Genomic DNA, 26321 nt, shown 5'->3' with positions numbered 1-26321 from the left:
CCATGTCGGCGCTGCCCCTGAGCCTGCCAGCGCCTGGGGAGCAGGCCCTGGCACCTTATGCCTGTCACCCCAGCCAGAGCCGGGGACGCCTGCATCCCGAGGTGCCGGCTCCGACGCGTTCGGAGTTCCAGCGCGACCGGGACCGCATCGTCCACTCCACCGCCTTTCGCCGCCTGGTCTACAAGACCCAGGTGTTTCTGAATCACGAAGGTGACCTGTTCCGCACCCGCATGACGCACTCACTGGAGGTGGCGCAGCTGGGGCGTTCGGTGGCGCGTTCTCTGGGCCTGAACGAAGACCTGGTGGAGGCGATCGCCCTGGCCCATGACCTGGGCCACACCCCCTTCGGTCACGCCGGGCAGGATGCGCTCGATGAGTGCGTGCGCGCTCAACAGGGGCCAGACGCTGAGGCCGGCTTTGAGCACAACCTGCAGAGCCTGCGCGTGGTCGATGAACTGGAAGAGCGTTACCCGCGCTACAACGGCCTGAACCTCAGCTTCGAAACCCGTGAGGGCATTCTCAAGCACTGCTCGGCCGCCAATGCGCGCAAGCTGGAGCAGCGCGAGCCCGGTGGGGTGGGGCACCGCTTTCTGGAGCGCACCCAGCCCAGCCTGGAAGCCCAGTTGTGCAACCTGGCCGACGAGATCGCCTACAACGCCCACGACATCGACGATGGCGTGCGCTCGGGCCTGATCACCCTCGATCAATTGCAGGCGGTGCCGCTGTTCGAACGCTTCCGCCAGCAGACGCTGGATGAGTTCCCGACCCTGGCCGAGCCTGGGGCGGGGCGGCGTCTGCTGTACGAGGCCATCCGGCGCATGCTGAGCCAGCAGGTGTATGACGTGATTGATGCCACCCGTGCGGCCCTGGCCCACAGCGCACCGGCCAGCGTCGACGCGGTCCGGCACCTGCCACCCTTGCTGTGCTTCACACCGGCCATGCGGGCCGAATCCACCCAGCTCAAGCAGTTTCTGTTCAAGAACCTGTACCGCCACCCCAGTGTGATGGAGACCACGGGCCGGGCCCGACAGGTGGTGCGCGAGCTCTTCGACATCTACCTGGCCCGACCGGCCGAGATGCGCGAACGCTTTGCGCGGCGCCCCGATGTGCCGCGGGCCGTGGCCGACTTCATTGCCGGCATGACGGACCGATTCGCCTTGCGTGAGCACGAACGCCTGACCGGCCAGCGTCTGCTCTCATGAGTGCGCCACGGTCTTGGCTGCCCGCGCCTGCTGGGGTGGTGATTCTGGCCGGCGTGGCGGCGGCGCTGCACGTCGCCAAGCTGGCCCCGGCCTTGCCCACGCTGCGCGAATCGCTGGGCCTGTCCCTGGCCCAGGCGGGCTGGTTGTTGTCTACCGTCCAGGGGGCGGGCATGCTGCTGGGCGCCGTGATGGGGGTGTTTGCCGATGGATGGGGCCTGCGCCGCTGCATGCTGACCGGTCTGCTGGTGCTCACGCTGGCCAGCGCCCTGGGGCCTTTGGGCCCGGGTTTCGAGGCCTTGCTGGCTTTGCGGGCGCTGGAGGGCTTTGGTTTTCTGATGGCCACCATGCCTGCCGCCGCCCTGGTGCGGCGCCTGGTGCAGCCGGCACGCATGCCTTTGATGTTGGGGGTTTGGGGGACGTACATGCCCTGGGCCACAGCCATGGCCTTGCTGCTCGGGCCGGCGCTGATTCCGGCTTTGGGCTGGGCCGCCTGGTGGTGGCTGGCGGCGGCGTGTACCGGCGCCATGGCAGGGTGGGTGCTCGCCGTGGTCCCGCGAGACCCCTTGGCAGGCGCCGGCCTGAAATGGCCCGCACTGGCCGCGCGCCTGCGCCGCACCTGGACCAGTGCCGGGCCCTGGCTGGTGGCGGGGGCTTTTGCGGTGTATTCAGGGCAATGGCTGGCCGTGATCGGCTTTCTGCCCTCCATCGTGCATCAGGCGGGTTGGTCGCCGGCTGCGGTGGCTTGGATCACGGCCGGTCTGGCCGCGGTCAACATGCCGGGCAACCTGGCGTCGGGGCCGCTGCAGGCCCGGGGCGTGGCGCCGGCGCGCCTGCTCAGCGCCGGTTACGCGGTGATGGCCTTGGGGGCCTGGCTGGCGTTCCAGGATGTCTGGCCCCTGGGCCTGCCGGCGCGCATGGGGGCTGTGCTGTGCTTCTCGATGGTCGGCGGCATCATCCCGGGCACTCTGTTTGCGCAGGCCGTGCGCCATGCCCCCGACGACGACACGATCTCCACCACCGTCGGCTGGATGCAGCAGTGCTCCTCGCTGGGCCAGTTTTTGTCGCCCCCGCTGGTCGGGCTGCTGGCGGCCCGGGTGGGCGGCTGGCAGTGGACCTGGGTGATCACCGGCCTGTGCTCGCTGGCCGGTATCGCACTGGCCCAGGGCCTGAGCCGCTTGCGGCCGCGCCGCTGAAGTCGGGATTGCCGCCTGTGCACGGGCCAGCACCCTAAAATGGCCGGCTCTGCCCCATCACGGTGAAACGGTGAGTTTTCTCGACCAACTCAAATCCCAGGCCAACGCCCTGCAAAGCCAGCGCAGCACCCAGCAGCAGGATCTGGCCGGCCGCATCGCGCAAACCGAGCAGGCCTGCGAGACCATCTGGCGCTACTTCAATGAATTGGCGCGGCAGCTCAATGTGATCGTGCCGCCGGGCCCCACGCTGTCGCTGGACAACCGCCAGGCCTGGCCCGAGATGTGCCTGGTGGATTTCCGCTCTGATGCACGCAAGAAGTTCTGGATGAACCGCGAGGTGTACGACCACCTGTCCCTGGGCTGGACCATCAACCCGCGTGAAGGCAAGCCCCTGGCCACCTCGGTCAGCGTCAACTTTCCGCCCGATCTGGAGCGGGTGACCCACCGGCTCTCGCTGGGCCAGATCCGGCATGAGCGCCACGAAGTGCGCCACCCCGAGAAGAGCAGCCTGCTGGCACTGCGTTTCGATTACCAGACCCAGGCCTTTGGCAGCGTGCGTGCCACGGCCGATCATGAGGCGGGCGAGGTTCATTTTCGCGCCGCCAACCTGCGTGGCTTCGAGGTGGCGCAGGTGCGCCACCCGGTGCAACGCATCAACAGCGTCCTGCTGGACGAACTGGCCCGCCTCATCGTCGGCCAGGCCGGAGCCTTTTTATGAATTCCCTTGAAACCCGCCGTGAACAGGCGGTGGCCGATACCCGGCGCTGGCTGGAGCGGGCCGTCATCGGCCTGAACCTGTGCCCTTTTGCCAAATCGGTGCATGTGAAGAACCAGGTCCACTACGTGGTCGACTTCGGCACCGACGCCGAGGCCCTGCTGGCCACGGTGGCCACCGAGCTGCAGGCCTTGGCCGATGCCGACCCCGAGCTGCGCGACACCACCTTGCTGGTCATGCCCGACGCGCTGGCCGACTTTCTCGATTTCAACGATTTCTGTGCCCTGGCCGACGAAGTGCTGGAGTCGCTGGAGCTCGATGGCATCCTGCAGGTGGCCAGTTTTCACCCGCAGTTCCAGTTTGCCGGCACCCAGGCGGACGACATCAGCAACTGCACCAACCGCGGGCCGTACCCCACCTTGCACCTGTTGCGTGAAGCCAGCATTGACCGCGCGGTGGCCGTCTTCCCCGAGGCGGAAATGATTTACGAACGCAACATCGAAACCCTGGAAAAACTCGGCCACGACGGCTGGGCCGCCCTGAATGTGGGCGCCAGCCCGGAAACCCCATGACCCAGAAATCCTCACGCCCCGACGCCTCCCGCCCGAAAAAGGGGGGCAAGTCGGTGGATGCCGATGCCGCACTGGCGGCCGAGCTCAAGCCCGGGCAGTCGATCGAGCTGCTCAAGGAGCTCCACATCCTCACCCGCGAGGGGCGTCTGAACCAGGACTCGCGTCGCAAGCTCAAGCAGGTCTATCACCTGTTCCAGTTCATCGAGAAGCTGCTCCAGGAACTGCCTGCCTCCGAGCAAGGCCCCACGCTGGCGGACCACGGCGCCGGCAAGTCCTACCTGGGCTTCATCATCTACGACCTGTTTTTCAAGGCGTTGGGGCGCGGTCACATCTATGGCGTGGAAACCCGGGCCGAGCTGGTGCAGCGCTCGCACGACCTGGCGCAGCGCCTGGGTTTTGAGCGCATGGCCTTCGTCAACACCACCGTGGCCGAGGCCACCACCGACCAGCGCCTGCCCGAGCAGATCGATGTGGTTACCGCCTTGCATGCCTGCGACACGGCCACCGACGACGCCATCGCCTTTGGCCTGCAGAAGAAAGCCCGCTTCATGGTGCTGGTGCCCTGCTGCCAGGCCGAGGTGGCCAGTTGCCTGCGCGAGAGCAAGGCCTTGTCGCTGTCGCGCACCCCGCTGGCCGAGCTGTGGCGCCACCCGCTGCACACCCGTGAAATGGGCAGCCAGATCACCAATGTGCTGCGCTGCCTGTACCTGGAGGCCTGTGGCTACCAGGTCACCGTCACCGAACTGGTGGGTTGGGAGCACAGTATGAAGAACGAGCTGATCCTGGCCCGCTACACCGGCCAGAAGAAGCGCAGCGCGGCCGAGCGTCTGCAGGCCTTGTTGGCCGAGTTCGGCCTGGAGGCCTTGCAGGCCAGCCGCTACCCCTTGCCCGCCTGAGCGGCGCGAGCCCCCCTCATGGCCCGCCTGCCTCGCCTGTCCATTCCGGGCCTGCCGCACCATGTGCTGCTGCGCGGCAACAATGGCCAGGCGGTGTTTGTCGACGACGTGGACCGGCGTGAATGGCTGGAGGCGCTCGCCACCTATGCCCCCGAGTGCGGGGTGGCGCTGCATGCCTGGGTGTTGTTGCCGCAGGGCGTGCAGTTGCTGCTGACCCCGGCCGCCGCCGACAGCCTGTCGCGCTTCATGCAGGCGGTGGGGCGCAAATACACCCGCCAGTTCAACCTGCGCCATGGGCGAAGCGGCACGCTGTGGGAAGGGCGCTACCGTTCCACCGTGCTGCAGCCCGAGCGCTACCTGATCCCCTGCATGGTGAGCATGGACACCATGCCGGTGCGCGAAGGCCTGGTCACCGAGCCCCAGGCCTACGATTGGTCCAGCCACCAGCACCACATTGGGCGCCAGGCGGATCGCCGCCTGGTGGCCCATCCGGTCTACTGGCAACTGGGCAACACACCATTTGCACGTGAGGCGGCCTATGCCGGCAAGGTGGCCGAAGGGGTTTCGGTGGCCGATCAGCAGGCTTTGGGCCAGGCCACCCAGCATGGTTGGGTGTTGGGTGATGCCGCCTTTGTACAGAAGCTGCAGCCCCAGGCGCAGCGGCGCCTGACCCGGGTGCCGGCCGGGCGCCCGCCAGGACCGCGCAAGACAACACCCTGATGGATTTCATCTGTCCCTAATTAATGACCTAGAAATTGTCTGATTTTTAAATTTGTATCTGACCCCAATTTAATTTTCTTGGCATTTTTATTGCACTGCACTATCCTTCGCTTCCCCGCGAAATATCGTGTAACCCGGGTCGCGCCGGCCCTGCCTTTGCAGGCAGGCCCAGCGACTGGCCCCACAGATCAGGACATGCCATGACGAAGGCTGCAGAGATTCAGCATCTCCAACAACACGGTCTCTATTCGGCGACCAACGAGCATGACGCTTGTGGCGTCGGTTTCGTGGCCCATATCAAAGGCGTCAAGAGCCACGCCATCGTTCAGCAGGGTCTGAAAATCCTCGAGAACCTCGACCACCGGGGTGCCGTGGGGGCCGACAAGCTGATGGGCGACGGCGCCGGCATCCTGATCCAGCTGCCTGACGCCCTGTACCGCGAAGAAATGGCCAAGCAAGGCGTGGCCCTGCCTCCGCCCGGCGAATACGGCGTGGGCATGATCTTCCTGCCCAAGGAACACGCTTCCCGCCTGGCCTGCGAGCAGGAGATGGAGCGCGCCATCAAGGCCGAAGGCCAGGTGCTGCTGGGCTGGCGCGATGTGCCGGTGAACCGCGACATGCCGATGTCGCCCGCCGTGCGCGAAAAAGAACCCGTGCTGCGCCAGGTCTTCATCGGCCGCGGCAACGACGTGATCGTGCAGGACGCCCTGGAGCGCAAGCTGTACGTGATCCGCAAGACCGCCAGCGCCAACATCCAGGCCCTGGGTCTCAAGCACAGCAAGGAATACTACGTTCCCAGCATGTCCAGCCGCACCGTGGTCTACAAGGGCCTGCTGCTGGCCGACCAGGTGGGCACCTACTACATGGACCTGCAGGACGAGCGCTGCGTCTCGGCTCTGGGCCTGGTGCACCAACGCTTCTCCACCAACACCTTCCCCGAGTGGCCGCTGGCCCACCCGTACCGCTATGTGGCGCACAACGGTGAAATCAACACCGTCAAGGGCAACTACAACTGGATGAAGGCCCGCGAAGGTGTGATGTCCTCGCCGGTGCTGGGCGCCGACCTGCAAAAGCTGTACCCCATCAGCTTTGCCAGCCAGTCCGACACCGCCACCTTCGACAACTGCCTGGAACTGCTGACCATGTCGGGCTACCCGATCAGCCAGGCCGTGATGATGATGATCCCCGAGCCCTGGGAACAGCACACCACCATGGACGAGCGCCGCAAGGCCTTCTATGAGTACCACGCTGCCATGCTCGAGCCCTGGGACGGTCCGGCCTCGATCGTGTTCACCGATGGTCGCCAGATCGGCGCCACCCTGGACCGCAACGGCCTGCGCCCCTCGCGCTACTGCATCACCGATGACGACTTCGTGATCATGGGTTCCGAGTCGGGCGTGCTGCCCGTGCCCGAGAACAAGATCGTGCGCAAGTGGCGTCTGCAGCCCGGCAAGATGTTCCTGATCGATCTGGAACAAGGCCGCATGATCGACGACGAAGAGCTCAAGGCCGGTCTGGCCAACAGCAAGCCCTACAAGCAGTGGATCGAGAACCTGCGCATCCGCCTCGACGATGTGGCCGCGCCGGTGGCTGGCGAATCCGCCACCCAGGGCTCTGCCGAATCGACCGAGCCCCAGGCCGCCGGCGTTGAAACCTTCAGCGCCGACCTGCTGGACCGCCAGCAAGCCTTCGGCACCACCCAGGAAGACATCAAGTTCCTGATGAGCCCGATGGCCACCAATGGCGAAGAGGGCATCGGCTCGATGGGCAATGACAGCCCGCTGGCTGTGCTGTCGAGCAAGAACAAGCCGCTGTACAACTACTTCAAGCAGTTGTTCGCTCAGGTGACCAACCCGCCGATCGACCCGATCCGCGAAGCCATCGTGATGTCGCTGGTGTCCTTCATCGGCCCCAAGCCCAACCTGCTGGACATCAACCAGGTCAACCCGCCGATGCGCCTTGAAGTGAGCCAGCCGGTGCTCGACTTTGCCGACATGGCCAAGCTGCGCAGCATCGAGAAGACCACCCAGGGCAAGTTCCGCAGCTACACCCTCGACATCACCTACCCCGTGGTGTGGGGCCATGAAGGCGTGGAAGCCAAGCTGGCCTCGCTGTGCGCCGAAGCGGTGGACGCCATCAAGAGCGGCCACAACATCCTGATCATCAGCGACCGTGCCATCAGCGCCAACCAGGTGGCCATCCCCGCGCTGCTGGCCCTGTCGGCCATCCACCAGCACCTGGTGCGCGAGGGCCTGCGCACCACCGCCGGCCTGGTGGTGGAAACCGGCACTGCCCGTGAAGTGCACCACTTCGCCGTGCTGGCGGGCTACGGCGCCGAAGCCGTGCACCCCTACCTGGCCATGGAAACCCTGCAGGCCATCCACAAGGATCTGCCGGGCGACCTGTCGGCCGACAAGGCGATCTACAACTACGTCAAGGCGATCGGCAAGGGCCTGTCCAAGATCATGTCCAAGATGGGCGTGAGCACGTACATGAGCTACTGCGGTGCCCAGTTGTTCGAGGCCATCGGTCTGAACACCGAGACCATCAACAAGTACTTCACCGGCACGGCCACCCGCGTCGAGGGCATCGGCGTGTTCGAAATCGCCGAAGAAGCCATCCGCATGCACAAGGCCGCCTTCGGTGACGACCCCGTGCTGGCCACCATGCTGGACGCCGGCGGCGAGTACGCCTGGCGCGCCCGCGGTGAAGAGCACATGTGGACGCCTGACGCGATTGCCAAGCTGCAGCACAGCACCCGCGCCAACAACTGGAACACCTACAAGGAATACGCCCAGCTCATCAACGACCAGTCGCGTCGCCACATGACCCTGCGCGGCCTGTTCGAGTTCAAGGTCGATCCGAGCAAGGCCATTCCGCTGGAAGAAGTCGAGTCGGCCAAGGAAATCGTCAAGCGTTTTGCCACCGGCGCGATGTCGCTGGGTTCGATCTCCACCGAAGCCCACGCCACCCTGGCCGTGGCCATGAACCGCATCGGCGGCAAGAGCAACACCGGTGAAGGCGGTGAGGACCCGGCGCGTTATCGCCAGGAACTCAAGGGCATCCCGATTGCCCAAGGCGCCACGCTCAAGAGCGTGATCGGCGAATCGCAGGTTGAAGTCGACCTGCCGCTGCAGCCGGGCGACTCGCTGCGTTCCAAGATCAAGCAGGTGGCCTCGGGCCGCTTCGGTGTCACCGCCGAATACCTGTCGTCGGCCGACCAGATCCAGATCAAGATGGCCCAGGGTGCCAAGCCCGGTGAAGGCGGTCAGCTGCCCGGTGGCAAGGTGTCCGAGTACATCGGCAAGCTGCGTTACTCGGTGCCGGGTGTGGGCCTGATCTCGCCCCCGCCGCATCACGACATCTATTCGATCGAAGATCTGGCCCAACTGATCCACGACCTGAAGAACGTGGCGCCGCACTCCAGCATCAGCGTCAAGCTGGTGTCCGAAGTGGGTGTGGGCACCATCGCCGCAGGCGTGGCCAAGTGCAAGAGCGACCACGTGGTGATCGCCGGCCATGACGGCGGCACCGGTGCCTCGCCCTGGTCGTCGATCAAGCACGCCGGCGGCCCGTGGGAAATCGGCCTGGCCGAAACCCAGCAGACCCTGGTGCTGAACCGTCTGCGCAGCCGCATCCGCGTGCAGGCCGACGGTCAGATGAAGACCGGCCGCGACGTCGCCATCGGCGCACTGCTGGGCGCCGACGAGTTCGGTTTCGCCACCGCACCGCTGGTGGTCGAGGGCTGCATCATGATGCGCAAGTGCCACCTGAACACCTGCCCGGTGGGCGTGGCCACGCAAGACCCGGTGCTGCGTGCCAAGTTCTCGGGCAAGCCCGAGCACGTGGTGAACTACTTCTTCTTCATCGCCGAAGAAGTGCGCCAGATCATGGCCCAACTGGGCATCCGCAAGTTCGACGACATGATCGGCCGCGTCGACCTGCTCGACATGAAGAAGGGCGTGGAGCACTGGAAGGCCCAGGGCCTGGATTTCAGCCGCCTGTTCGCCGTGCCCCAGGTGGGCCCGGAAGTGTCCCGCTTCCACATCGAAAACCAGGACCACGGCCTGGACAAGGCGCTCGACAACGTGCTGATCGCCAAGTCGCGCGCTGCCATCGACAAGGGCGAGAAGGTCCAGTTCATCGAAGTGGCCCGCAACGTGAACCGCTCGGTCGGCGCCATGCTGTCGGGGGCCCTGACCAAGGTGCACCCCGAGGGTCTGCCGGACGACACCATCCGCATCCAGTTGGAGGGCACGGGTGGCCAGTCCTTCGGTGCCTTCCTGGCCCGCGGCATCACCATGTACCTGATCGGTGACGCCAACGACTACACCGGCAAGGGCTTGTCGGGCGGCCGCGTGGTGGTTCGCCCCAGCATCGACTTCCGCGGTGAATCGTCGCGCAACATCATCGTCGGCAACACCGTCATGTACGGTGCCACCAGCGGTGAGGCCTTCTTCAGCGGCGTGGGCGGCGAGCGCTTTGCCGTGCGTTTGTCGGGTGCCACGGCGGTGGTCGAAGGCACGGGTGACCACGGTTGCGAATACATGACCGGCGGCACCGTCGCGGTGCTGGGCAAGACCGGCCGCAACTTCGCAGCCGGCATGAGCGGCGGCATTGCCTACGTCTATGACGACGACGCCAGCTTTGCCAGCCGTTGCAACACCGCCATGGTGACCCTCGAGAAGGTGTTGCCGGCGGCCGAGCAGGAAGCCAGCATCGACCGCGCCATCTGGCACCGTGAGCAGACCGACGAAGCCCAGCTCAAGAAGCTGTTGGAAGACCACCACCGTTGGACCGGCAGCAAGCGCGCCCGCGAACTGCTGGACAACTGGGCTGAAGCACGCGCCAAGTTCGTGAAGGTGTTCCCGACCGAATACAAGCGCGCCCTGGGCGAGATCAACGCCAAGAAACAGGCGGTTGCCGCCACCGGTAAGGCCAAGGCTTCGGCCAAAGAAGCCGCCGCAGCCAAGTAATCCGACCGACCACACGAATCAAGGACTCAGACATCATGGGAAAAGTCACTGGCTTCATGGAATTTGAGCGCATCGAAGAGGGCTACAAGCCCGTTGCCGAGCGCCTGAAGCATTACAAGGAATTCGTCGTCGGCCTGGACGAATCGCAAGCCAAGGTGCAAGGTGCGCGCTGCATGGATTGCGGCACGCCCTTCTGCAACAACGGCTGTCCGGTCAACAACATCATTCCGGACTTCAACGACCTCGTGTACCGCGGCGATTGGCAAAACGCCATCGAAGTGCTGCACAGCACCAACAACTTCCCCGAGTTCACCGGCCGCATCTGCCCCGCACCCTGCGAGGCGGCCTGCACGCTGAACGTGAATGACGACGCCGTGGGCATCAAGTCGATCGAGCACGCGATCATCGACCGCGCCTGGGCCGAGGGTTGGGTGCAGCCGCGTCCGGCCAAGCACAAGACCGGCAAGAAAGTGGCGGTCGTGGGCTCCGGCCCGGCCGGCATGGCCGCGGCCCAGCAACTGGCCCGCGCCGGTCACGACGTGACCCTGTTCGAGAAGAATGACCGTATCGGTGGCCTGCTGCGCTACGGCATTCCTGACTTCAAGATGGAAAAGTCGCACATCGACCGCCGCGCCAAGCAGCTGGAGGCCGAAGGCGTGACCATCCGCACCAGCGTGCTGGTGGGCAAGTTGCCCGAAGGCTCCAAGGTCACCAACTGGGCCAAGGAAACCATCAGCCCCGAGCAGCTCAAGAAAGACTTCGATGCCGTGCTGCTGACGGGCGGCTCTGAGCAGTCGCGCGATCTGCCGGTGCCGGGCCGTGATCTGGACGGCATCCATTTCGCGATGGAATTCCTGCCCCAGCAGAACAAGGTCAATGCCGGCGACAAGCTCAAGGGCCAGCTGCGCGCCGATGGCAAGCACGTCATCGTGATCGGTGGCGGCGACACCGGCAGCGACTGCGTGGGCACCAGCAACCGCCATGGCGCGGCCAGCGTGACCCAGTTCGAGGTCATGCCCCAGCCGCCCGAAGTGGAAAACCGTCCGCTGACCTGGCCTTACTGGCCGCTGAAGCTGCGCACCAGCTCCAGTCACGACGAAGGCTGCACCCGCGAGTTCGCCATCTCCACCAAGGAGTTTGTGGGCGAAAAGGGCAAGGTCACCGGCCTGAAGACCGTGCATGTCGAGTTCAAGGACGGCAAGCTGGTCGAGATCCCGGGTACCGAGAAAGAGTACAAGGCCGATCTGGTGCTGCTCGCCATGGGTTTTGTGAACCCGGTGGCCACCATCCTGGACGGCTTCGGTGTCGACAAGGACGCCCGTGGCAACGCCAAGGCCAGCACCGAGTTCACCGGTGGCTACGCCACCAACGTGACCAAGGTCTTCGCGGCGGGTGACATCCGCCGCGGCCAGTCGCTGGTGGTCTGGGCCATCCGCGAAGGCCGTCAGGCCGCCCGCGCCGTGGACGAGTTCCTGATGGGCTTCAGCGACCTGCCACGCTGAACCCCGGCCTCGCCCGGCCCCGTCGCACCGGGGTAGCACAACAACGCTCCCCTGGTGGGAGCGTTGTTGTATCTGAGGGTCAATCCGGGCTTGACCAAGTGTTCACCCGGATCCTTTATGATTCAGAACAGCCGGGCACCGTCCGGCGTTTTTGCTTCATGTCTTCCACACCTACCCCTTCTTTAGTCGAATTGCGCGATCTGACCTTCGGGTACGGGGAGCGGGTCATTCTGGACGGCGTTTCGCTGACCATTCCGCGCGGCAAGGTCACGGCCTTGATGGGCGCCTCGGGTGGTGGCAAGACCACCGTGCTGCGTCTGATCGGCGGCCAGGTGCGCCCTCAGGCGGGCGAGGTCAGCTTTGATGGGCAGAACGTGGCCCAGCTGGATCTGGCGGGCCTGTACAAGGTGCGTCGTCGCATGGGCATGCTGTTCCAGTTCGGGGCGCTGTTCACCGACTCCAGCGTGTTCGACAACGTGGCCTTTCCGCTGCGTGAGCACACCGACATGCCCGAAGCCCTGATCCGCGACATCGTGCTGATGAAGCTCAATGCCGTGGGCCTGCGCGGTGCGCGCGATCTGATGCCCAGCGAAGTCTCGGGCGGCATGGCCCGGCGCGTGGCGCTGGCCCGTGCCATCGTGCTCGACCCCGAGCTGGTCATGTATGACGAGCCCTTTGCGGGGCTGGACCCGATCTCGCTGGGCACGGCGGCGCGTCTGATCCGCGAGCTCAACGACGCCATGGGCCTGACCAGCATCATCGTCTCGCACGACCTCGACGAAACTTTTCACATCGCCGACAAGGTGATCGTGCTGGCCAATGGCCACATCGTGGCCCAGGGCACGCCCGACGAGGTGCGGCACAGCGAGGATCCGCTGGTGCACCAGTTCGTCAACGCCTTGCCCGAGGGGCCGGTGCGCTTCCATTACCCGGGCCCCAGCGTGGCGGATGACTTTGGCCCCGGCCAGGAGGGCAGGGCATGAGCTGGTTCAATCCTTCCGATGTCGGGCTGGCCACGCGCCGGCAACTGGCCGGGATCGGCCACGGCGCCCGTCTGTTTGCCCGCCTGGTGCTCGATTTCGGCGCTTGTATGCGCCGCTTCAGCCTGGTGCGTGACCAGATCCATTTCCTGGGCAACTATTCGCTGGCCATCATCGCGGTGTCGGGCCTGTTCATCGGCTTTGTGCTGGGGCTGCAGGGCTTCAACATCCTGCAGCGCTATGGCTCGTCCGAAGCCTTGGGCCAACTGGTCACGCTCTCCCTGGTGCGTGAGTTGGGCCCGGTGGTCACCGCCTTGCTATTTGCCGGGCGCGCGGGCACCTCGCTCACGGCGGAGATCGGCCTGATGAAGGCAGGCGAGCAGCTCAGTGCCATGGAGATGATGGCGGTCGATCCGGTGCGCCGCATTCTGGCACCCCGTTTCTGGGCGGGCGTCATCACCTTGCCCCTGCTCACGGCCGTGTTCAGCGCGGTGGGCGTGATCGGTGGGTGGGTGATTGCCGTGCCCTTGATCGGTGTCGACTCGGGTTCGTTCTGGAGTCAGATGCAGGGTGGGGTCGATGTGTGGTCCGATGTGGGCAATGGCGTGATCAAGAGCGTGGTGTTCGGCTTCACCGTGACCTTCACGGCCTTGCTGCAGGGCTTTGAGGCCATGCCCACACCCGAAGGGGTGTCGCGCGCCACCACCCGCACCGTGGTCGTGGCGTCGCTGGCCGTGCTGGGTCTGGACTTCATCCTGACCGCGCTGATGTTCAGTGTTTGAGATTCAACCGGGATGGCCGACAGGCCGTCCCTCGATGTAGCAAAGGAGAGTGTTGTGCAACGCTCCAAAAATGATATCTGGGTCGGTCTGTTTGTGCTTCTGGGCCTGGGCGCAGTGGTGTTTCTCGCCCTGCAGTCGGCCAATCTGCTGAGCCTGAATTTCCAGTCCACCTACAGGGTCACTGCGAAGTTCGACAATATCGGCGGGCTCAAGCCAAAGGCCGCGGTCAAGAGTGCGGGGGTGGTGGTCGGGCGTGTGGAGTCGATCGTTTTCGACGACAAGTCCTTCCAGGCCCAGGTCGCCCTGGCCCTGGAAAACCGCTACGCTTTCCCCAAGGACAGCTCGCTGAAGATCCTGACGGCGGGCCTGCTGGGTGAGCAATACATCGGTATCGAGGCGGGCGCCGACGAGAAGAACCTGGCCCCCGGCGACAAGATCGGAACAACGCAATCGGCCGTGGTCCTGGAGAACCTGATCAGCCAGTTCCTGTACAGCAAGGCTGCAGACGGTCCCACGACCCCGGCCAACGGAGCTAAAAAGTAAAAATGAGTGACGATCGAAATCAAATGAATTTGTGCCGCGCCGGAGGATGGCTGCGCCTGGCCATGGCCGCGGTGGTCTTGGCTGTGCTGTCCGGTTGTGCCTCCGGTCCGGGAAAAAACCCGCGTGACCCGCTGGAGCCCTTCAACCGCGACATGTCACGCTTCAACGAGGCTGTGGATGGTGCGGTGTTCAAGCCCGTGGCCACCGCCTACCGGGAGGTCACGCCCTCGGTGGTGCGCACCGGGGTGAACAACTTCTTCTCCAACCTGGGCGAGGTCTGGTCCTTCGTCAACAACGTGCTGCAGCTCGATCTGAAAGGCTCGGCCGATACAGCCTTGCGTTTCGGCTTCAACACGATTTTCGGCCTGGCTGGCACGCTGGACATCGCCAGCGAGATGCAGATCGAGCAGCACAAGCAGGATTTCGGGCAGACGCTGGCGCGCTACGGCGTGCCGACCGGCCCCTACATCGTGCTGCCCATCCTGGGGCCGTCCACGCTGCGTGACACCGTGGCCCTGCCCATCATCTGGAAGGGCGACGTCGTGACCCACATCGATCACGTGCCGACCCGCAACTCGCTGTACGCCATGCGTGTGGTGTCGATCCGCTCCAACCTGCTCGGGGCCAGCCGCGTGCTCGACGAAGCGGCGCTGGACAAATATTCCTTCACCCGTGACGTCTACCTGCAATTGCGCGACAACGAGCGCCTGCATGGCCGGGGCCGTCCCGACGAGGACGATGGCGCGCTGCCGCCCGAACCGCTTCCGTGAGGTTGACCTGGCGAGCAGGCCGTTTGTCGTCCGCTGCTGGGTCTGAACCGTTATCACCCCGTGGCTGATGCCGCTTTGAAAGGATTTCTATGCAACGACGTACTCTTGGCGCATGGCTGATGGCTGCGGCCAGTGCCCTGTCTCTCGCGCTTCCCCTGACGGCCCTGGCGGCCGACGAGGCGCCCGATGCGCTGATCAAGCAGCTGTCCACCGACGTGCTCGACACCATCAAGACCGACAAGGCCATCCAGGGCGGCGACACGGGCAAGCTGATCGCCCTGGTCGACACCAAGATCATGCCCAACGTGAACTTCCCGCGCATGACGGCCGCTGCGGTGGGGCCGGCCTGGCGCCAGGCCACGGCCGATCAGAAGGCCCGTCTGCAGGAAGAATTCAAGACCCTGTTGGTGCGCACCTACTCGGGCGCGTTGGCCCAGGTGTCGGATCAGACCATCTCCATCAAGCCGCTGCGCGCTGCTGCTGACGACACCGATGTGGTCGTGCGCAGTGAGGTGCGTGGCAAGGGGGATCCGATCCAGCTCGATTACCGCCTCGAGAAGACCCCGGGCGTGGGTGCCGGCTGGAAGATCTACAACCTCAACGTCATGGGCGTGTGGTTGGTCGAGACCTACCGCAGTCAGTTTGCCCAGGAAATCAATGCCAAGGGCATTGATGGCCTGATCGCCACGCTGACCGAGCGCAACAAGGCCAACAACGCCAAGAAGGGCTGATCGTGCTGGTGCTGCCTGCCGAATTGACCCACGCCCAGGCCGGCGCTTGCCTGGGCATGCTGGTGCAGACCCTGCGCCGGCATGCGGAGCCCCAGGTGGTGGCCGATGCCTCGGCCACGACGGTGTTCGATTCATCGGCACTGGCGGTGCTGTTGGGTTGCCGGCGCGAGGCGCTGGCCCTGGGCAAGACCTTTGCGGTGCAGGGATTGCACCCCCGGCTGGCCACCCTGGCCCAGCTTTACGGCGTCAGCGAGCTGCTGCCTGCAGCCTGATTCCGGTCTGGCATGACCCTGCGTCCTGTCGGGGACGCAGGTCTCTCCAAAAGGCATTGTGAGCCCAGGGCTTAAAATCCCGAGTCTCCATGCCTGCAGTCTCATTCCAATCGGTCTCCAAGACCTTCTCCACCCCCCGCGGGCCCTTCCAGGCCTTGAACGATGTCAGCTTCGACATCGAAGAAGGGGAATTCTTCGGCCTGCTCGGCCCCAACGGCGCGGGCAAGACCACCTTGATCAGCATTCTGGCTGGGTTGGCGCGTGCCAGCTCGGGGCGGGTGCTGGTGCAGGGGGCGGACGTGCAGGCCGACTATGCCGAAGCCCGGCGCCGCCTGGGCATCGTGCCCCAGGAGCTGGTGTTCGACCCGTTCTTCTCGGTGCGTGAGTCGCTGAAGATCCAGTCGGGCTATTTCGGTGTGAAGAACAACGACGCCTGGATCGATGAACTGCTGGAGAGCCTCGGCCTGGCCGACAAGGCCAAGTCCAATATGCGCCAGCTGTCGGGCGGCATGAAGCGCCGTGTGCTGGTGGCCCAGGCCCTGGTGCACCGCCCGCCCATCATCGTGCTCGACGAGCCCACGGCCGGTGTCGACGTCGAATTGCGCCAGACCCTGTGGCAGTTCATTGCCCGCCTCAACAAACAGGGCCACACCGTGCTGCTGACCACCCATTACCTCGACGAAGCCGAAGCCCTGTGCGGGCGCCTGGCCATGCTCAAGCAGGGGCAGGTGGTGGCGCTGGAGCGCACCTCGGAGCTGCTGAGCCGGGCCTCGGGCAATGTGCTGCGCTTCAAGGTGGATGGCGAACTGCCGGCCGCCTTGCAGGCGCAGGCCCGGGTCACCGGGCGCATCGTCCAACTGGCGGTGCATGATGCGGCCGACATCGAACGCAGCCTGGCCCTGGTGCGCGAATCGGGCCTGGTGGTCGAAGACATCGAGGTGCGCAAGGCCGACCTGGAGGATGTGTTCATCAGCGTCATGGCGGGCAGCCGCCAGGCAGGCCAAGAGGTGGCAGCATGAACGGCTGGCAAACCCTGCTTTACAAGGAAGTGCTGCGTTTCTGGAAGGTCAGCTTCCAGACGGTGGCCGCTCCGGTGCTCACGGCGGTGCTGTACCTGATGGTGTTTGGCCACGTGCTCGACGAGCGCGTCCAGGTGCATGAAGGGGTGTCGTACACCGCCTTCCTGATCCCGGGGCTGGTGATGATGAGCGTGCTGCAGAATGCCTTTGCCAACAGCTCGTCCTCGCTGATTCAGAGCAAGATCATGGGCAACCTGGTGTTTCTGCTGCTCACGCCGCTGTCGCACCGCGCCTGGTTCGTGGCCTATGTCGGCTCCTCGATGGTGCGCGGCCTGGTGGTGGGGCTGGGCGTGCTCGTGGTGACCTCGCTGTTTGCCGTGCCAGGCTTTGTGGCACCGGCTTGGATCCTCGTGTTTGCGGCGCTGGGCGCCTCGATGCTGGGTGCGCTGGGCCTGATCGCCGGCCTGTGGGCCGAAAAGTTTGATCAAATGGCGGCCTTCCAGAACTTCGTGATCATGCCCATGACCTTTTTGTCGGGCGTGTTCTATTCGATCCATTCGCTGCCTCCGTTCTGGCAGCAGGTCAGCCACCTGAACCCGTTTTTCTACATGATCGACGGCTTCCGTTACGGCTTCTTCGGGGTCAGTGATGTGTCGCCCTGGCTCAGCCTGGCCCTGGTGGGCAGCGCCTGGCTGGTCGTCTGTGGCATCGCGCTGCACCTGTTGCGCACCGGTTACAAGATTCGAAGCTGAACCGCGTTCCGGCGACCCGTGCCTTCGGGCCGTCCGGGTCGTTGTCTCCAACCCATTCGCCCCGCACCATGACTTCTGACGATCTTCAAACCCTCATTGCCGCCGGCCTGAACTGCGAACACCTCGTGGTCGAGGGCGATGGCCGCCATTGGTATGCCACCATCGTGTCGGCAGAATTCGAAGGCAAGCGCGCGATCCAGCGCCATCAGCGGGTGTATGCCACGCTCGGTGAGAAAATACGCACCGACGAGGTCCATGCCTTGTCGATGAAGACTTTCACACCCGCGGAGTGGGCTGCCCAGCCGCGCTGAGCCCCGGCTGCCGCCACCGGCACCCCGGAGCGACCTTCACGCCCTCTGACCCTTTCAATCCCTGATGGACAAACTCCTCATCCGTGGCGGCCGTTCCCTGAATGGTGAAGCCCTTGTTTCCGGCGCCAAGAACGCGGCTCTGCCCGAGCTGTGTGCCGCCCTGCTGACCGAGGAGCCTGTCACCCTGGACAACGTGCCCCGCCTGCAGGACGTGGCCACCATGCTCAAGCTGATCCGCCACATGGGGGTGCAGGCCGAGCAGGGCGAGGAGGGCACCGTTCGCCTGGATGCGTCCGCGCTCACGCAGCTTGAAGCCCCCTACGAACTGGTCAAGACCATGCGCGCCTCGGTGCTGGCGCTGGGGCCTTTGCTGGCCCGTTTCGGTCGGGCCCGGGTGTCCTTGCCCGGGGGCTGTGCGATCGGCTCGCGTCCGGTGGACCAGCACATCAAGGGCCTGCAGGCCATGGGGGCCGACATCCAGGTCGAGCATGGCTACATGGTGGCCAGCCTGCCTGCGGGGCAGACCCGTCTGAAGGGCGCTCGCATCACCACCGACATGGTGACCGTCACCGGCACCGAGAATTTCCTCATGGCCGCCAGCCTGGCCGAGGGCGAGACGGTGCTTGAAAACGCCGCCCAGGAGCCCGAAATCCAGGACCTGGCCGAGATGCTGATCGCCATGGGTGCCCGCATCGAAGGCCACGGCAGCAGCCGCATCAGCATCCAGGGTGTGCCGCGCCTGCACGGCGCACGCCACGCGGTGGTGGCCGATCGCATCGAAGCCGGCACGTTCTTGTGCGCCGTGGCGGCCACGGGCGGCGACGTGTTCCTGCGCCATGGCCGGGCCGAACACCTCGATGCGGTGATCGAAAAGCTGATCCAGGCCGGGGCCACGGTCACGGCGCACGAGGGCGGCATCCGCATCCAGGCCCCCGGGCCGGCCGCCAGCTACTGCAAGGCGCAGAGCTTTCGCACCACCGAATACCCGGGCTTCCCGACCGACATGCAGGCCCAGTTCATGGCGCTCAACTGCGTCTCGGGCGGTGTGTCGACGGTGACCGAGACGATTTTTGAGAACCGCTTCATGCACGTGGACGAACTGGTCCGCCTGGGCGCCCGCATCCAGACCGACGGCAAGCTGGCGATCATCGAGGGCGTGCCGCGCCTGTCCGGCGCCCAGGTCATGGCCACCGACCTGCGCGCCTCGGCCAGCCTGGTGATCGCCGGCCTGGTGGCCGAGGGCGAGACCGTGGTGGACCGCATCTACCACCTGGACCGTGGCTACGATCGCATGGAAGAAAAACTGCGCGGCCTGGGTGCCGACATCGAACGAATCCGCTGACCCCGGGAAAGACCAGACACATGATTACGCTCGCCCTCTCCAAAGGCCGCATCTTTGACGAAACCCTGCCGCTGCTGGCAGCCGCCGGCATCGAGGTCACTGAAGACCCCGAAAAATCGCGCAAGCTCATCCTGCCCACCAACCAGCCCGATGTGCGCGTGGTGTTGGTGCGCGCCACCGACGTGCCCACCTATGTGGAATACGGTGGCGCCGACCTGGGCGTGACCGGCAAGGACACCCTCATCGAGCATGGCGGCCAGGGCCTTTACCAGCCGCTGGACCTGCGCATCGCGCGCTGCCGCATGAGTGTGGCCGTGCGGGCCGATTTCGATTACGCGGGCGTCGTCAAGCAGGGCTCGCGCCTGCGTGTGGCCACCAAGTACACCTCGATCGCCCGTGATTTCTTTGCCACCAAGGGCGTGCACGTCGATCTGATCAAGCTCTACGGCAGCATGGAGCTGGCGCCGCTGACGGGCCTGGCCGACGCCATTGTCGACCTGGTGTCCACCGGCAGCACGCTCAAAGCCAACCACCTGGTGGAGGTGGAACGCATCATGGACATCAGCTCGCGTCTGGTGGTGAACCAGGCCGCGCTCAAGCTCAAGCAAGCCCCCATCCGCCGCATCATCGACGCCTTTGCCGGCGCCGTGAAAGCCGACTGACCCCTTGAAGAAGAACCCCTCGCCCCGGAGCCCCTCGCCATGACCCTGCAAGCCGCCCCCCTTCGCCTGTCGACCGAATCGGCCACCTTCGAGGCCGACTTCAAGGCCCGCTTGCACTGGTCTGCCGACACCGACGCGGCCATCGAGCAGCGCGTGGCCGACATCCTGGCCGACGTGCAGCAGCGCGGGGATGCCGCCGTGATCGAGTACACCCAGCGCTTTGACGGCCTGAGCGTGGCGAGCATGGCGGCCCTGGAGCTGACCCAGGCTGAACTGAAAGCTGCTTTCGACGGCCTGCCCGAAGTCCAGCGCCAGGCGCTGGAGCAGGCGGCCCGCCGGGTGCGCAGCTACCACGAGGCGCAGAAGAAGGCCTCGGGCGAGAGCTGGAGCTACCGCGACGAGGACGGCACCCTGCTGGGCCAGAAGGTCACGCCGCTGGACCGCGTGGGCATCTATGTGCCCGGCGGCAAGGCCGCCTACCCCTCCAGCGTGCTGATGAATGCCATCCCGGCCCACGTGGCCGGGGTGGGCGAGATCATCATGGTGGTGCCCACGCCCAAGGGCGAGAAGAACCCCCTGGTGCTGGCGGCCGCCTATGTGGCCGGCGTGAGCCGGGCCTTCACCATCGGCGGCGCCCAGGCCGTGGCGGCCCTGGCCTATGGCACGGCCACGGTGCCCAAGGTCGACAAGATCACCGGCCCGGGCAATGCCTACGTGGCCAGCGCCAAGAAGCGGGTGTTCGGCACCGTGGGCATCGACATGATTGCCGGCCCCAGCGAGATCCTGGTGCTGGCCGACGGCAGCACGCCGGCCGACTGGGTGGCCATGGACCTGTTCAGCCAGGCCGAGCACGACGAGCTGGCGCAAAGCATCCTGCTGTGCCCTGACGCCGCCTACATCGAGGCGGTGCAGCGCGAGATCGATCGCCTGCTGCCCACCATGCCGCGGGCCGCGATCATTGCCAAGTCCTTGAGCGACCGGGGTGCCCTGATCCAGACCCGCAGCATGGAAGAGGCCTGCGCCATCAGCAACCGCATCGCGCCCGAGCACCTGGAGGTCTCCAGCAACGACCCGCACCGCTGGGAGCCCTTGCTCAAGCACGCTGGTGCCATCTTCCTGGGCGCCTTCACCAGCGAGTCGCTGGGCGACTACTGCGCCGGGCCGAACCACGTGCTGCCCACCAGTGGCACGGCACGCTTCAGCTCGCCGCTGGGTGTGTATGACTTCCAGAAGCGCAGCAGCCTGATCGAGGTGAGCGAAGCCGGTGCCCAGACCCTGGGCCTGATCGCCGCCGAGCTGGCCTATGGCGAAGGGCTGCAGGCCCATGCCCAGGCCGCCGAGATGCGCCTCAAAACTCCTCGAGCCTGACCCCATGACTGCCACCACGCCCACCCTCGTTCGCGCCCTGGCCAACATCCGTCAGGACGTGCAGTCCATGCATGCCTATGCGGTGCAGGACGCGCGCGGCCAGCTCAAGCTGGACGCCATGGAGAACCCCTTCACCCTGCCCGCACCGCTGCAGGCCGCCCTGGGGCAGCGCCTGGGCAGCCTGGCCATCAACCGGTACCCGGGCGAGCGCGTGAACGACCTCAAGGACGCGCTGGCCCGCCACGTGGACCTGCCCGAAGGGCACGCCCTGATGCTGGGCAATGGCTCGGACGAGCTGATCTCGCTGCTCGCCCTGGCCTGCGATGTGCCGGGTGCGACCATTCTGGCGCCCTTGCCGGGCTTCGTCATGTACGCCATGAGTGCTCAGCTGCAAGGGCTGCGTTTTGTCGGCGTGCCGCTGACGGCCGATTTCGAGCTCGATGAAGCCGCCCTGCTGGCCGCCATCGCCGAGCACCGACCGGCCATCACCTACCTGGCCTACCCCAACAACCCCACGGCCAACCTCTGGAGCGCTGAAACCATCCGTCGCCTGATTGCTGCGGTGGGCGAGCAGGGCGGCCTGGTGGTCATGGACGAGGCCTATCAGCCCTTTGCCAGCCACAGCTGGCTCAGCGAGATCACGGCCCACCCCGAGGCCAATGCCCATGTGCTGCTGATGCGCACCCTGAGCAAGTTCGGGCTGGCCGGCATCCGCCTGGGTTACATGCTGGGGCGCTCTGAGCTGATCGCGGAAATCGACAAGGTTCGGCCGCCTTACAACATCAGCGTGCTCAACTGTGAGTGCGCCTTGTTCGCGCTGGAGCATGCCGAGGTCTTTGCCGAGCAGGCGGCCACGCTGCGCCGTGAGCGCGGCCTGTTGCTGGCGGCCTTGCGTGCCTTGCCCGGCGTGCGGGCCTGGGACAGCGATGCCAACATGATCCTGGTGCGGGTACCCGACGCGGGCAAAACCTTCGAAGGCATGCGGTCCCTCGGCGTGCTGATCAAGAACGTTTCTAAAATGCATCCTTTGCTGGCCAACTGCCTGCGCCTGACGGTCGGCTCTGCCGACGACAACGCACGCATGCTGTCGGCTTTCCAGGCCTCTCTATGACCTCCTCCGCACTTGTTCCTGCCGCCTCCTGCGAGCGCACCGCCGAAGTCACCCGCAACACCGCCGAGACGCGCATTCGTGCGCGCGTCAACCTGGACGGTTCGGGGCTGTCCAAGCTCAACACCGGCATCGGCTTTTTTGACCACATGCTCGACCAGATCGCCCGCCATGGGCTGATCGACCTCGACATCGATTGCGGTGGCGATCTGCACATCGACGGCCACCACACCGTCGAAGACGTGGGCATCACCCTGGGGCAGGCCTTTGCCCGCGCCGTGGGCGACAAGAAGGGCATCCGCCGCTATGGCCATGCCTATGTACCCCTGGATGAGGCCTTGTCCCGCGTGGTGGTCGACTTCTCAGGGCGGCCCGGCCTGCACATGGACGTGAAGTTCACCAGTGGCATGATCGGTGCTTTCGATACGCAACTGGCTTTCGAGTTTTTCCAGGGCTTTGTCAACCATGCCGGCGTGACCCTGCACATCGACAACCTCAAGGGTGTCAACGCTCACCACCAATGCGAAACCATCTTCAAGGCGTTTGCCCGGGCGGTGCGCTCGGCACTTGAGCTGGACCCGCGCTCGGCAGGTGTGATCCCGTCCACCAAGGGTTCGCTCTGATGTGATGACCCGGCTGCAGGCACACACTGCCGCGGCCATCTCCTTGTCAAAGAAATTGAGTCATGAATCCAGTCGCTAATACCGTGGCCGTCGTCGACTACGGCATGGGCAATCTCCGCTCGGTGTCGCAGGCCGTTCAGGCTGCGGCCGACCGTGCGGGCGTGAAGGTGATCATCACCTCGCGCCCCGAAGAGGTGCGCGCTGCCACCCGCGTGGTGCTGCCCGGACAGGGCGCCATGCCCGACTGCATGCGTGAGCTGCGCGAATCGGGCCTGCTCGAGTCCGTGCTGGAGGCGGCCGCCACCAAGCCGCTGTTCGGCGTGTGCGTGGGCATGCAGATGCTGCTCGACCACAGCGCCGAGGGCGACACGCCCGGTCTGGGGCTGATCCACGGCGAAGTGGTCAAATTCGACCTCGCTGGCCGTCTGCAACCCGATGGCAGCCGCTTCAAGGTGCCCCAGATGGGCTGGAACCAGGTGGCCCAGACCCAGCCTCACGTGCTGTGGGCCGACGTGCCCGACAACAGTTATTTCTATTTCGTGCACAGTTTCTATGCGCGTCCGTCCGACGGGCGCCACAGTGTGGGCGAAGCAGACTACGGCGGGCGCTTTACCGCAGCCATTGCCCGCGATAATATTTTTGCGACCCAGTTCCACCCCGAAAAGAGCGCGAGCCACGGCCTGACGCTCTACCACAACTTCCTTCACTGGAATCCCTGACCTTTCCGCTGCACCATTCGCTGCTCACAGCACCATGCAACTCATTCCCGCGATCGATCTCAAAGACGGCCACTGCGTGCGCCTCAAGCAAGGTGACATGGACCAGGCCACCACCTTTGGTGAAGACCCTGCCGCCATGGCCCTGAACTGGGTCAACAAGGGCGCCCGCCGCCTCCACCTGGTCGACCTCAATGGCGCCTTTGCCGGCAAGCCCCAGAATTATTCGGCCATCAAGTCCATCCTCAAGGCGGTGGGTGACGACATTCCGGTGCAACTGGGTGGTGGCATCCGCGATCTGGACACCATCGAGAAGTACATCGACGGCGGTCTGCGCTACGTGATCATCGGCACGGCGGCCGTGAAGAACCCCGGCTTCCTGAAAGACGCCTGCACCGCGTTTGGCGGCCACATCATCGTGGGCCTGGACGCCAAGGACGGCAAGGTGGCCACCGATGGCTGGAGCAAGCTCACCGGCCACGAAGTGGTCGACCTGGCCAAGAAGTTCGAAGATTGGGGCGTCGAGTCCATCATCTACACCGACATCGGGCGCGATGGCATGCTCTCCGGCATCAACATCGACGCCACCGTCAAGCTGGCGCAGGCCCTGACCATTCCGGTCATTGCTTCGGGTGGTCTGTCCAACATGGCCGACATCGAGCAGTTGTGCGCGGTCGAGGACGAAGGCATCGAGGGCGTGATCTGTGGTCGTGCCGTCTATTCGGGTGACCTCGACTTTGCCGCCGCCCAGGCGCGTGCCGACGAACTGAACGGGCGCGGCTGATGCTGGCCAAGCGCATCATCCCCTGTCTGGACGTGACCGGTGGCCGGGTCGTCAAAGGCGTCAATTTCGTCGAACTGCGCGATGCGGGCGATCCGGTGGAGATCGCAGCCCGCTACAACGAGCAAGGCGCCGACGAACTGACCTTTCTGGACATCACCGCCACCAGCGATGGTCGCGATCTGATTCTCCACATCATCGAGGCCGTGGCCTCCCAGGTGTTCATTCCCCTCACGGTGGGGGGCGGCGTGCGCACGGTGGAAGATGTGCGCCGCCTGCTCAACGCGGGCGCCGACAAGACCAGCTTCAACTCGGCGGCCATTGCCAACCCACAAGTCATCAGCGACGCCTCGGCCCGCTACGGCGCGCAGTGCATCGTGGTGGCCATTGATGCCAAGCGCCGCCATGGCGACGACCTGTTGGCGCGCGGCGAGGGCTGGGACGTCTACAGCCATGGCGGTCGCAAGAACACCGGCCTCGATGCCGTGGCCTGGGCCAGCGAAATGGCCCGCCGCGGTGCGGGCGAGATCCTGCTCACCAGCATGGACCGTGATGGCACCAAGGCGGGTTTCGACCTGGCTCTCACCCGTGCCGTCGCCGATGCGGTCAGCGTGCCTGTCATCGCCTCGGGTGGCGTGGGCAACCTCGATCACCTGGCCGATGGCGTGCAGCAGGGCGGCGCCGATGCGGTGCTCGCGGCCAGCATCTTCCACTATGGTGAGTACACGGTCGCCCAGGCCAAGGCGCGCATGGCTGAGCGCGGCATTCCCGTGCGCCTCTGAGGCTGTCTGCGGTCTCAACCACCGGCCCACCGCCCGCACCTGGGGGTGGGCATTTCCAAATCACCGACAATGGACCCCATGAACTGGTTAGATGAAGTCAAATGGGATGCCCAGGGCCTGGTGCCCGTGATCGCCCAGGAGCAAGGCAGCAACGATGTGCTGATGTTTGCCTGGATGAACCGCGAAGCCCTGCAGAAGACGGCTGAGCTGGGTCGGGCGGTGTATTACAGCCGCTCGCGCCAGCGCCTGTGGTTCAAGGGCGAAGAGTCGGGCCATGTGCAGACCGTGCATGACATCCGCCTGGATTGCGACAACGATGTGGTGCTGCTGAAGGTCACGCAACAAGGCCATGAGCCCGGCATTGCGTGCCACACCGGGCGGCACAGCTGTTTCTTCCAGCAATACGATGCCGACAAGGCGGGCTGGACGGCGGTTGATCCGGTGCTGAAAGCCCCTGAATCCATTTACAAGTGACGTGCGTACCCATGAGTTCCAATGATTCCCTGGCTCGTCTGGCCGCGGTGATTGAAAGCCGCAAGCCCGCCCATGGCGGCGACCCGGACAAAAGCTATGTGGCGCGCCTGCTGCACAAGGGGCCTGACGCCTTCCTGAAGAAGATCGGCGAAGAGGCGACCGAGACCGTCATGGCTGCCAAGGACGCAGACCACGGTGGTGACCGCAGCAAGATCGTCTACGAAGTGGCCGATCTGTGGTTTCACTCGATGATCGCGCTGGCCCACTATGGCCTGTCGCCACTGGATGTGATTGCCGAGCTGGAGCGCCGTGAAGGCACCAGTGGCATCGAGGAAAAGGCGCTGCGCAAGGTGCAGTCCCGTGAGGCCGGCCAGGTCTGAACCTGGCGGGTGGGACGTGCCCTCGGCCTGGCCCTGGCCATGAATGTGTTCCCGCTCTCGGCCAAGGAGGCTGTGGAGCTGATTTTTGGGGCGGTTGTCGTGTTGCCTGGTCATCCATCAGGTCATGGTGCCTCCCAGCAACCCATGGA

27 protein-coding genes are annotated in these 26321 nt (G+C 65.2%); all 27 read left to right on the top strand.

All coding sequences use genetic code 11. The features are described from left to right. Window positions 1-2: 2 nt before the first annotated feature. The 27 genes from F624_RS0120145 to F624_RS0120015 all read left to right on the top strand — a co-directional run bounded on the left by F624_RS0120145 (window position 3) and on the right by F624_RS0120015 (window position 26172). Window positions 3-1202: a deoxyguanosinetriphosphate triphosphohydrolase gene (locus F624_RS0120145; protein WP_019576154.1), complete on the top strand. Its 1200-nt coding sequence runs from the start codon at window positions 3-5 to the stop codon at window positions 1200-1202. Continuing rightward, a complete protein-coding gene (locus F624_RS0120140) occupies window positions 1199-2395 on the top strand; it encodes an MFS transporter (protein WP_031255659.1) in 1197 nt (398 codons plus the stop codon). Before F624_RS0120145 ends, F624_RS0120140 begins: the two co-directional genes overlap by 4 nt. Window positions 2396-2465: 70 nt before the next feature. Next, window positions 2466-3113: a hypothetical protein gene (locus F624_RS0120135; protein WP_019576152.1), complete on the top strand. Its 648-nt coding sequence runs from the start codon at window positions 2466-2468 to the stop codon at window positions 3111-3113. Continuing rightward, window positions 3110-3682: a DUF1415 domain-containing protein gene (locus F624_RS0120130; RefSeq protein ID WP_019576151.1), complete on the top strand. Its 573-nt coding sequence runs from the start codon at window positions 3110-3112 to the stop codon at window positions 3680-3682. Before F624_RS0120135 ends, F624_RS0120130 begins: the two co-directional genes overlap by 4 nt. Then, window positions 3679-4578: a class I SAM-dependent methyltransferase gene (locus F624_RS0120125; protein WP_019576150.1), complete on the top strand. Its 900-nt coding sequence runs from the start codon at window positions 3679-3681 to the stop codon at window positions 4576-4578. Before F624_RS0120130 ends, F624_RS0120125 begins: the two co-directional genes overlap by 4 nt. 18 nt (window positions 4579-4596) lie before the next feature. Then, a complete protein-coding gene (locus tag F624_RS0120120) occupies window positions 4597-5298 on the top strand; it encodes a transposase (protein WP_019576149.1) in 702 nt (233 codons plus the stop codon). Between the two features lie 200 nt (window positions 5299-5498). Further along, the gene (locus F624_RS0120115; RefSeq protein WP_031255657.1) at window positions 5499-10274 is read left to right on the top strand and encodes a glutamate synthase-related protein; all 4776 of its coding nucleotides are present in this window, start codon (window positions 5499-5501) and stop codon (window positions 10272-10274) included. 35 nt (window positions 10275-10309) lie between these two features. Beyond that, window positions 10310-11776, top strand: coding sequence for a glutamate synthase subunit beta (locus tag F624_RS0120110; RefSeq protein ID WP_031255656.1), 1467 nt, complete (start codon window positions 10310-10312; stop codon window positions 11774-11776). Window positions 11777-11934: 158 nt separating this feature from the next. After that, on the top strand, window positions 11935-12759 hold the full coding sequence (locus F624_RS0120105) for an ABC transporter ATP-binding protein (protein WP_031255654.1): 825 nt from the start codon (window positions 11935-11937) through the stop codon (window positions 12757-12759). After that, a complete protein-coding gene (mlaE, locus tag F624_RS0120100; RefSeq protein ID WP_019576144.1) occupies window positions 12756-13538 on the top strand; it encodes a lipid asymmetry maintenance ABC transporter permease subunit MlaE in 783 nt (260 codons plus the stop codon). The genes F624_RS0120105 and mlaE overlap by 4 nt, the downstream gene beginning before the upstream one ends. A 54-nt stretch (window positions 13539-13592) precedes the next feature. Then, window positions 13593-14081 (top strand): outer membrane lipid asymmetry maintenance protein MlaD, encoded by a 489-nt coding sequence (gene mlaD, locus F624_RS0120095; protein WP_027478386.1) that lies wholly within the window; start codon window positions 13593-13595, stop codon window positions 14079-14081. Between the two features lie 23 nt (window positions 14082-14104). Then, the gene (locus F624_RS0120090) at window positions 14105-14851 is read left to right on the top strand and encodes an MlaA family lipoprotein (RefSeq protein WP_157443536.1); all 747 of its coding nucleotides are present in this window, start codon (window positions 14105-14107) and stop codon (window positions 14849-14851) included. Window positions 14852-14940: 89 nt separating this feature from the next. Beyond that, the gene (locus tag F624_RS0120085) at window positions 14941-15582 is read left to right on the top strand and encodes an MlaC/ttg2D family ABC transporter substrate-binding protein (protein WP_027478384.1); all 642 of its coding nucleotides are present in this window, start codon (window positions 14941-14943) and stop codon (window positions 15580-15582) included. A gap of 2 nt (window positions 15583-15584) precedes the next feature. After that, on the top strand, window positions 15585-15854 hold the full coding sequence (locus F624_RS0120080) for an STAS domain-containing protein (RefSeq protein ID WP_019576140.1): 270 nt from the start codon (window positions 15585-15587) through the stop codon (window positions 15852-15854). A gap of 89 nt (window positions 15855-15943) precedes the next feature. After that, entirely contained in the window at window positions 15944-16873 is a 930-nt protein-coding gene (locus F624_RS0120075; RefSeq protein WP_019576139.1) for an ABC transporter ATP-binding protein, read from the top strand. Next, the gene (locus F624_RS0120070) at window positions 16870-17625 is read left to right on the top strand and encodes an ABC transporter permease (RefSeq protein ID WP_019576138.1); all 756 of its coding nucleotides are present in this window, start codon (window positions 16870-16872) and stop codon (window positions 17623-17625) included. Before F624_RS0120075 ends, F624_RS0120070 begins: the two co-directional genes overlap by 4 nt. 68 nt (window positions 17626-17693) lie before the next feature. Beyond that, on the top strand, window positions 17694-17936 hold the full coding sequence (locus F624_RS0120065; RefSeq protein ID WP_019576137.1) for a BolA family protein: 243 nt from the start codon (window positions 17694-17696) through the stop codon (window positions 17934-17936). Between the two features lie 64 nt (window positions 17937-18000). Next, window positions 18001-19278, top strand: coding sequence for a UDP-N-acetylglucosamine 1-carboxyvinyltransferase (gene murA / locus F624_RS0120060; RefSeq protein ID WP_019576136.1), 1278 nt, complete (start codon window positions 18001-18003; stop codon window positions 19276-19278). Window positions 19279-19298: 20 nt separating this feature from the next. Then, on the top strand, window positions 19299-19940 hold the full coding sequence (gene hisG / locus F624_RS0120055) for an ATP phosphoribosyltransferase (protein WP_019576135.1): 642 nt from the start codon (window positions 19299-19301) through the stop codon (window positions 19938-19940). A 39-nt stretch (window positions 19941-19979) separates the two neighbouring features. Beyond that, a complete protein-coding gene (hisD, locus tag F624_RS0120050; protein WP_019576134.1) occupies window positions 19980-21308 on the top strand; it encodes a histidinol dehydrogenase in 1329 nt (442 codons plus the stop codon). A gap of 4 nt (window positions 21309-21312) precedes the next feature. Beyond that, window positions 21313-22419, top strand: a complete 1107-nt coding sequence (hisC, locus tag F624_RS0120045) for a histidinol-phosphate transaminase (protein ID WP_019576133.1) — start codon at window positions 21313-21315, stop codon at window positions 22417-22419. After that, the gene (gene hisB, locus F624_RS0120040; protein ID WP_019576132.1) at window positions 22416-23039 is read left to right on the top strand and encodes an imidazoleglycerol-phosphate dehydratase HisB; all 624 of its coding nucleotides are present in this window, start codon (window positions 22416-22418) and stop codon (window positions 23037-23039) included. Before hisC ends, hisB begins: the two co-directional genes overlap by 4 nt. A 62-nt stretch (window positions 23040-23101) precedes the next feature. Next, window positions 23102-23758, top strand: coding sequence for an imidazole glycerol phosphate synthase subunit HisH (gene hisH / locus F624_RS0120035; protein WP_027478377.1), 657 nt, complete (start codon window positions 23102-23104; stop codon window positions 23756-23758). 34 nt (window positions 23759-23792) lie between these two features. Further along, window positions 23793-24539 (top strand): 1-(5-phosphoribosyl)-5-[(5-phosphoribosylamino)methylideneamino]imidazole-4-carboxamide isomerase, encoded by a 747-nt coding sequence (gene hisA, locus F624_RS0120030; protein ID WP_019576130.1) that lies wholly within the window; start codon window positions 23793-23795, stop codon window positions 24537-24539. After that, window positions 24539-25318: an imidazole glycerol phosphate synthase subunit HisF gene (gene hisF, locus F624_RS0120025; RefSeq protein WP_019576129.1), complete on the top strand. Its 780-nt coding sequence runs from the start codon at window positions 24539-24541 to the stop codon at window positions 25316-25318. Before hisA ends, hisF begins: the two co-directional genes overlap by 1 nt. Window positions 25319-25387: 69 nt before the next feature. Then, window positions 25388-25792, top strand: coding sequence for a phosphoribosyl-AMP cyclohydrolase (gene hisI, locus F624_RS0120020; protein ID WP_019576128.1), 405 nt, complete (start codon window positions 25388-25390; stop codon window positions 25790-25792). Between the two features lie 11 nt (window positions 25793-25803). Beyond that, window positions 25804-26172, top strand: a complete 369-nt coding sequence (locus F624_RS0120015; protein ID WP_019576127.1) for a phosphoribosyl-ATP diphosphatase — start codon at window positions 25804-25806, stop codon at window positions 26170-26172. The last annotated feature ends 149 nt before the right edge of the window (window positions 26173-26321 follow it).

The organism is Curvibacter lanceolatus ATCC 14669, assembly GCF_000381265.1.
GTDB classification, from domain to species: domain Bacteria; phylum Pseudomonadota; class Gammaproteobacteria; order Burkholderiales; family Burkholderiaceae_C; genus Curvibacter; species Curvibacter lanceolatus.
The sequence above is the reverse complement of the archived record's forward strand: the minus strand, read 5'-3'. Positions and strand labels throughout refer to the sequence as shown.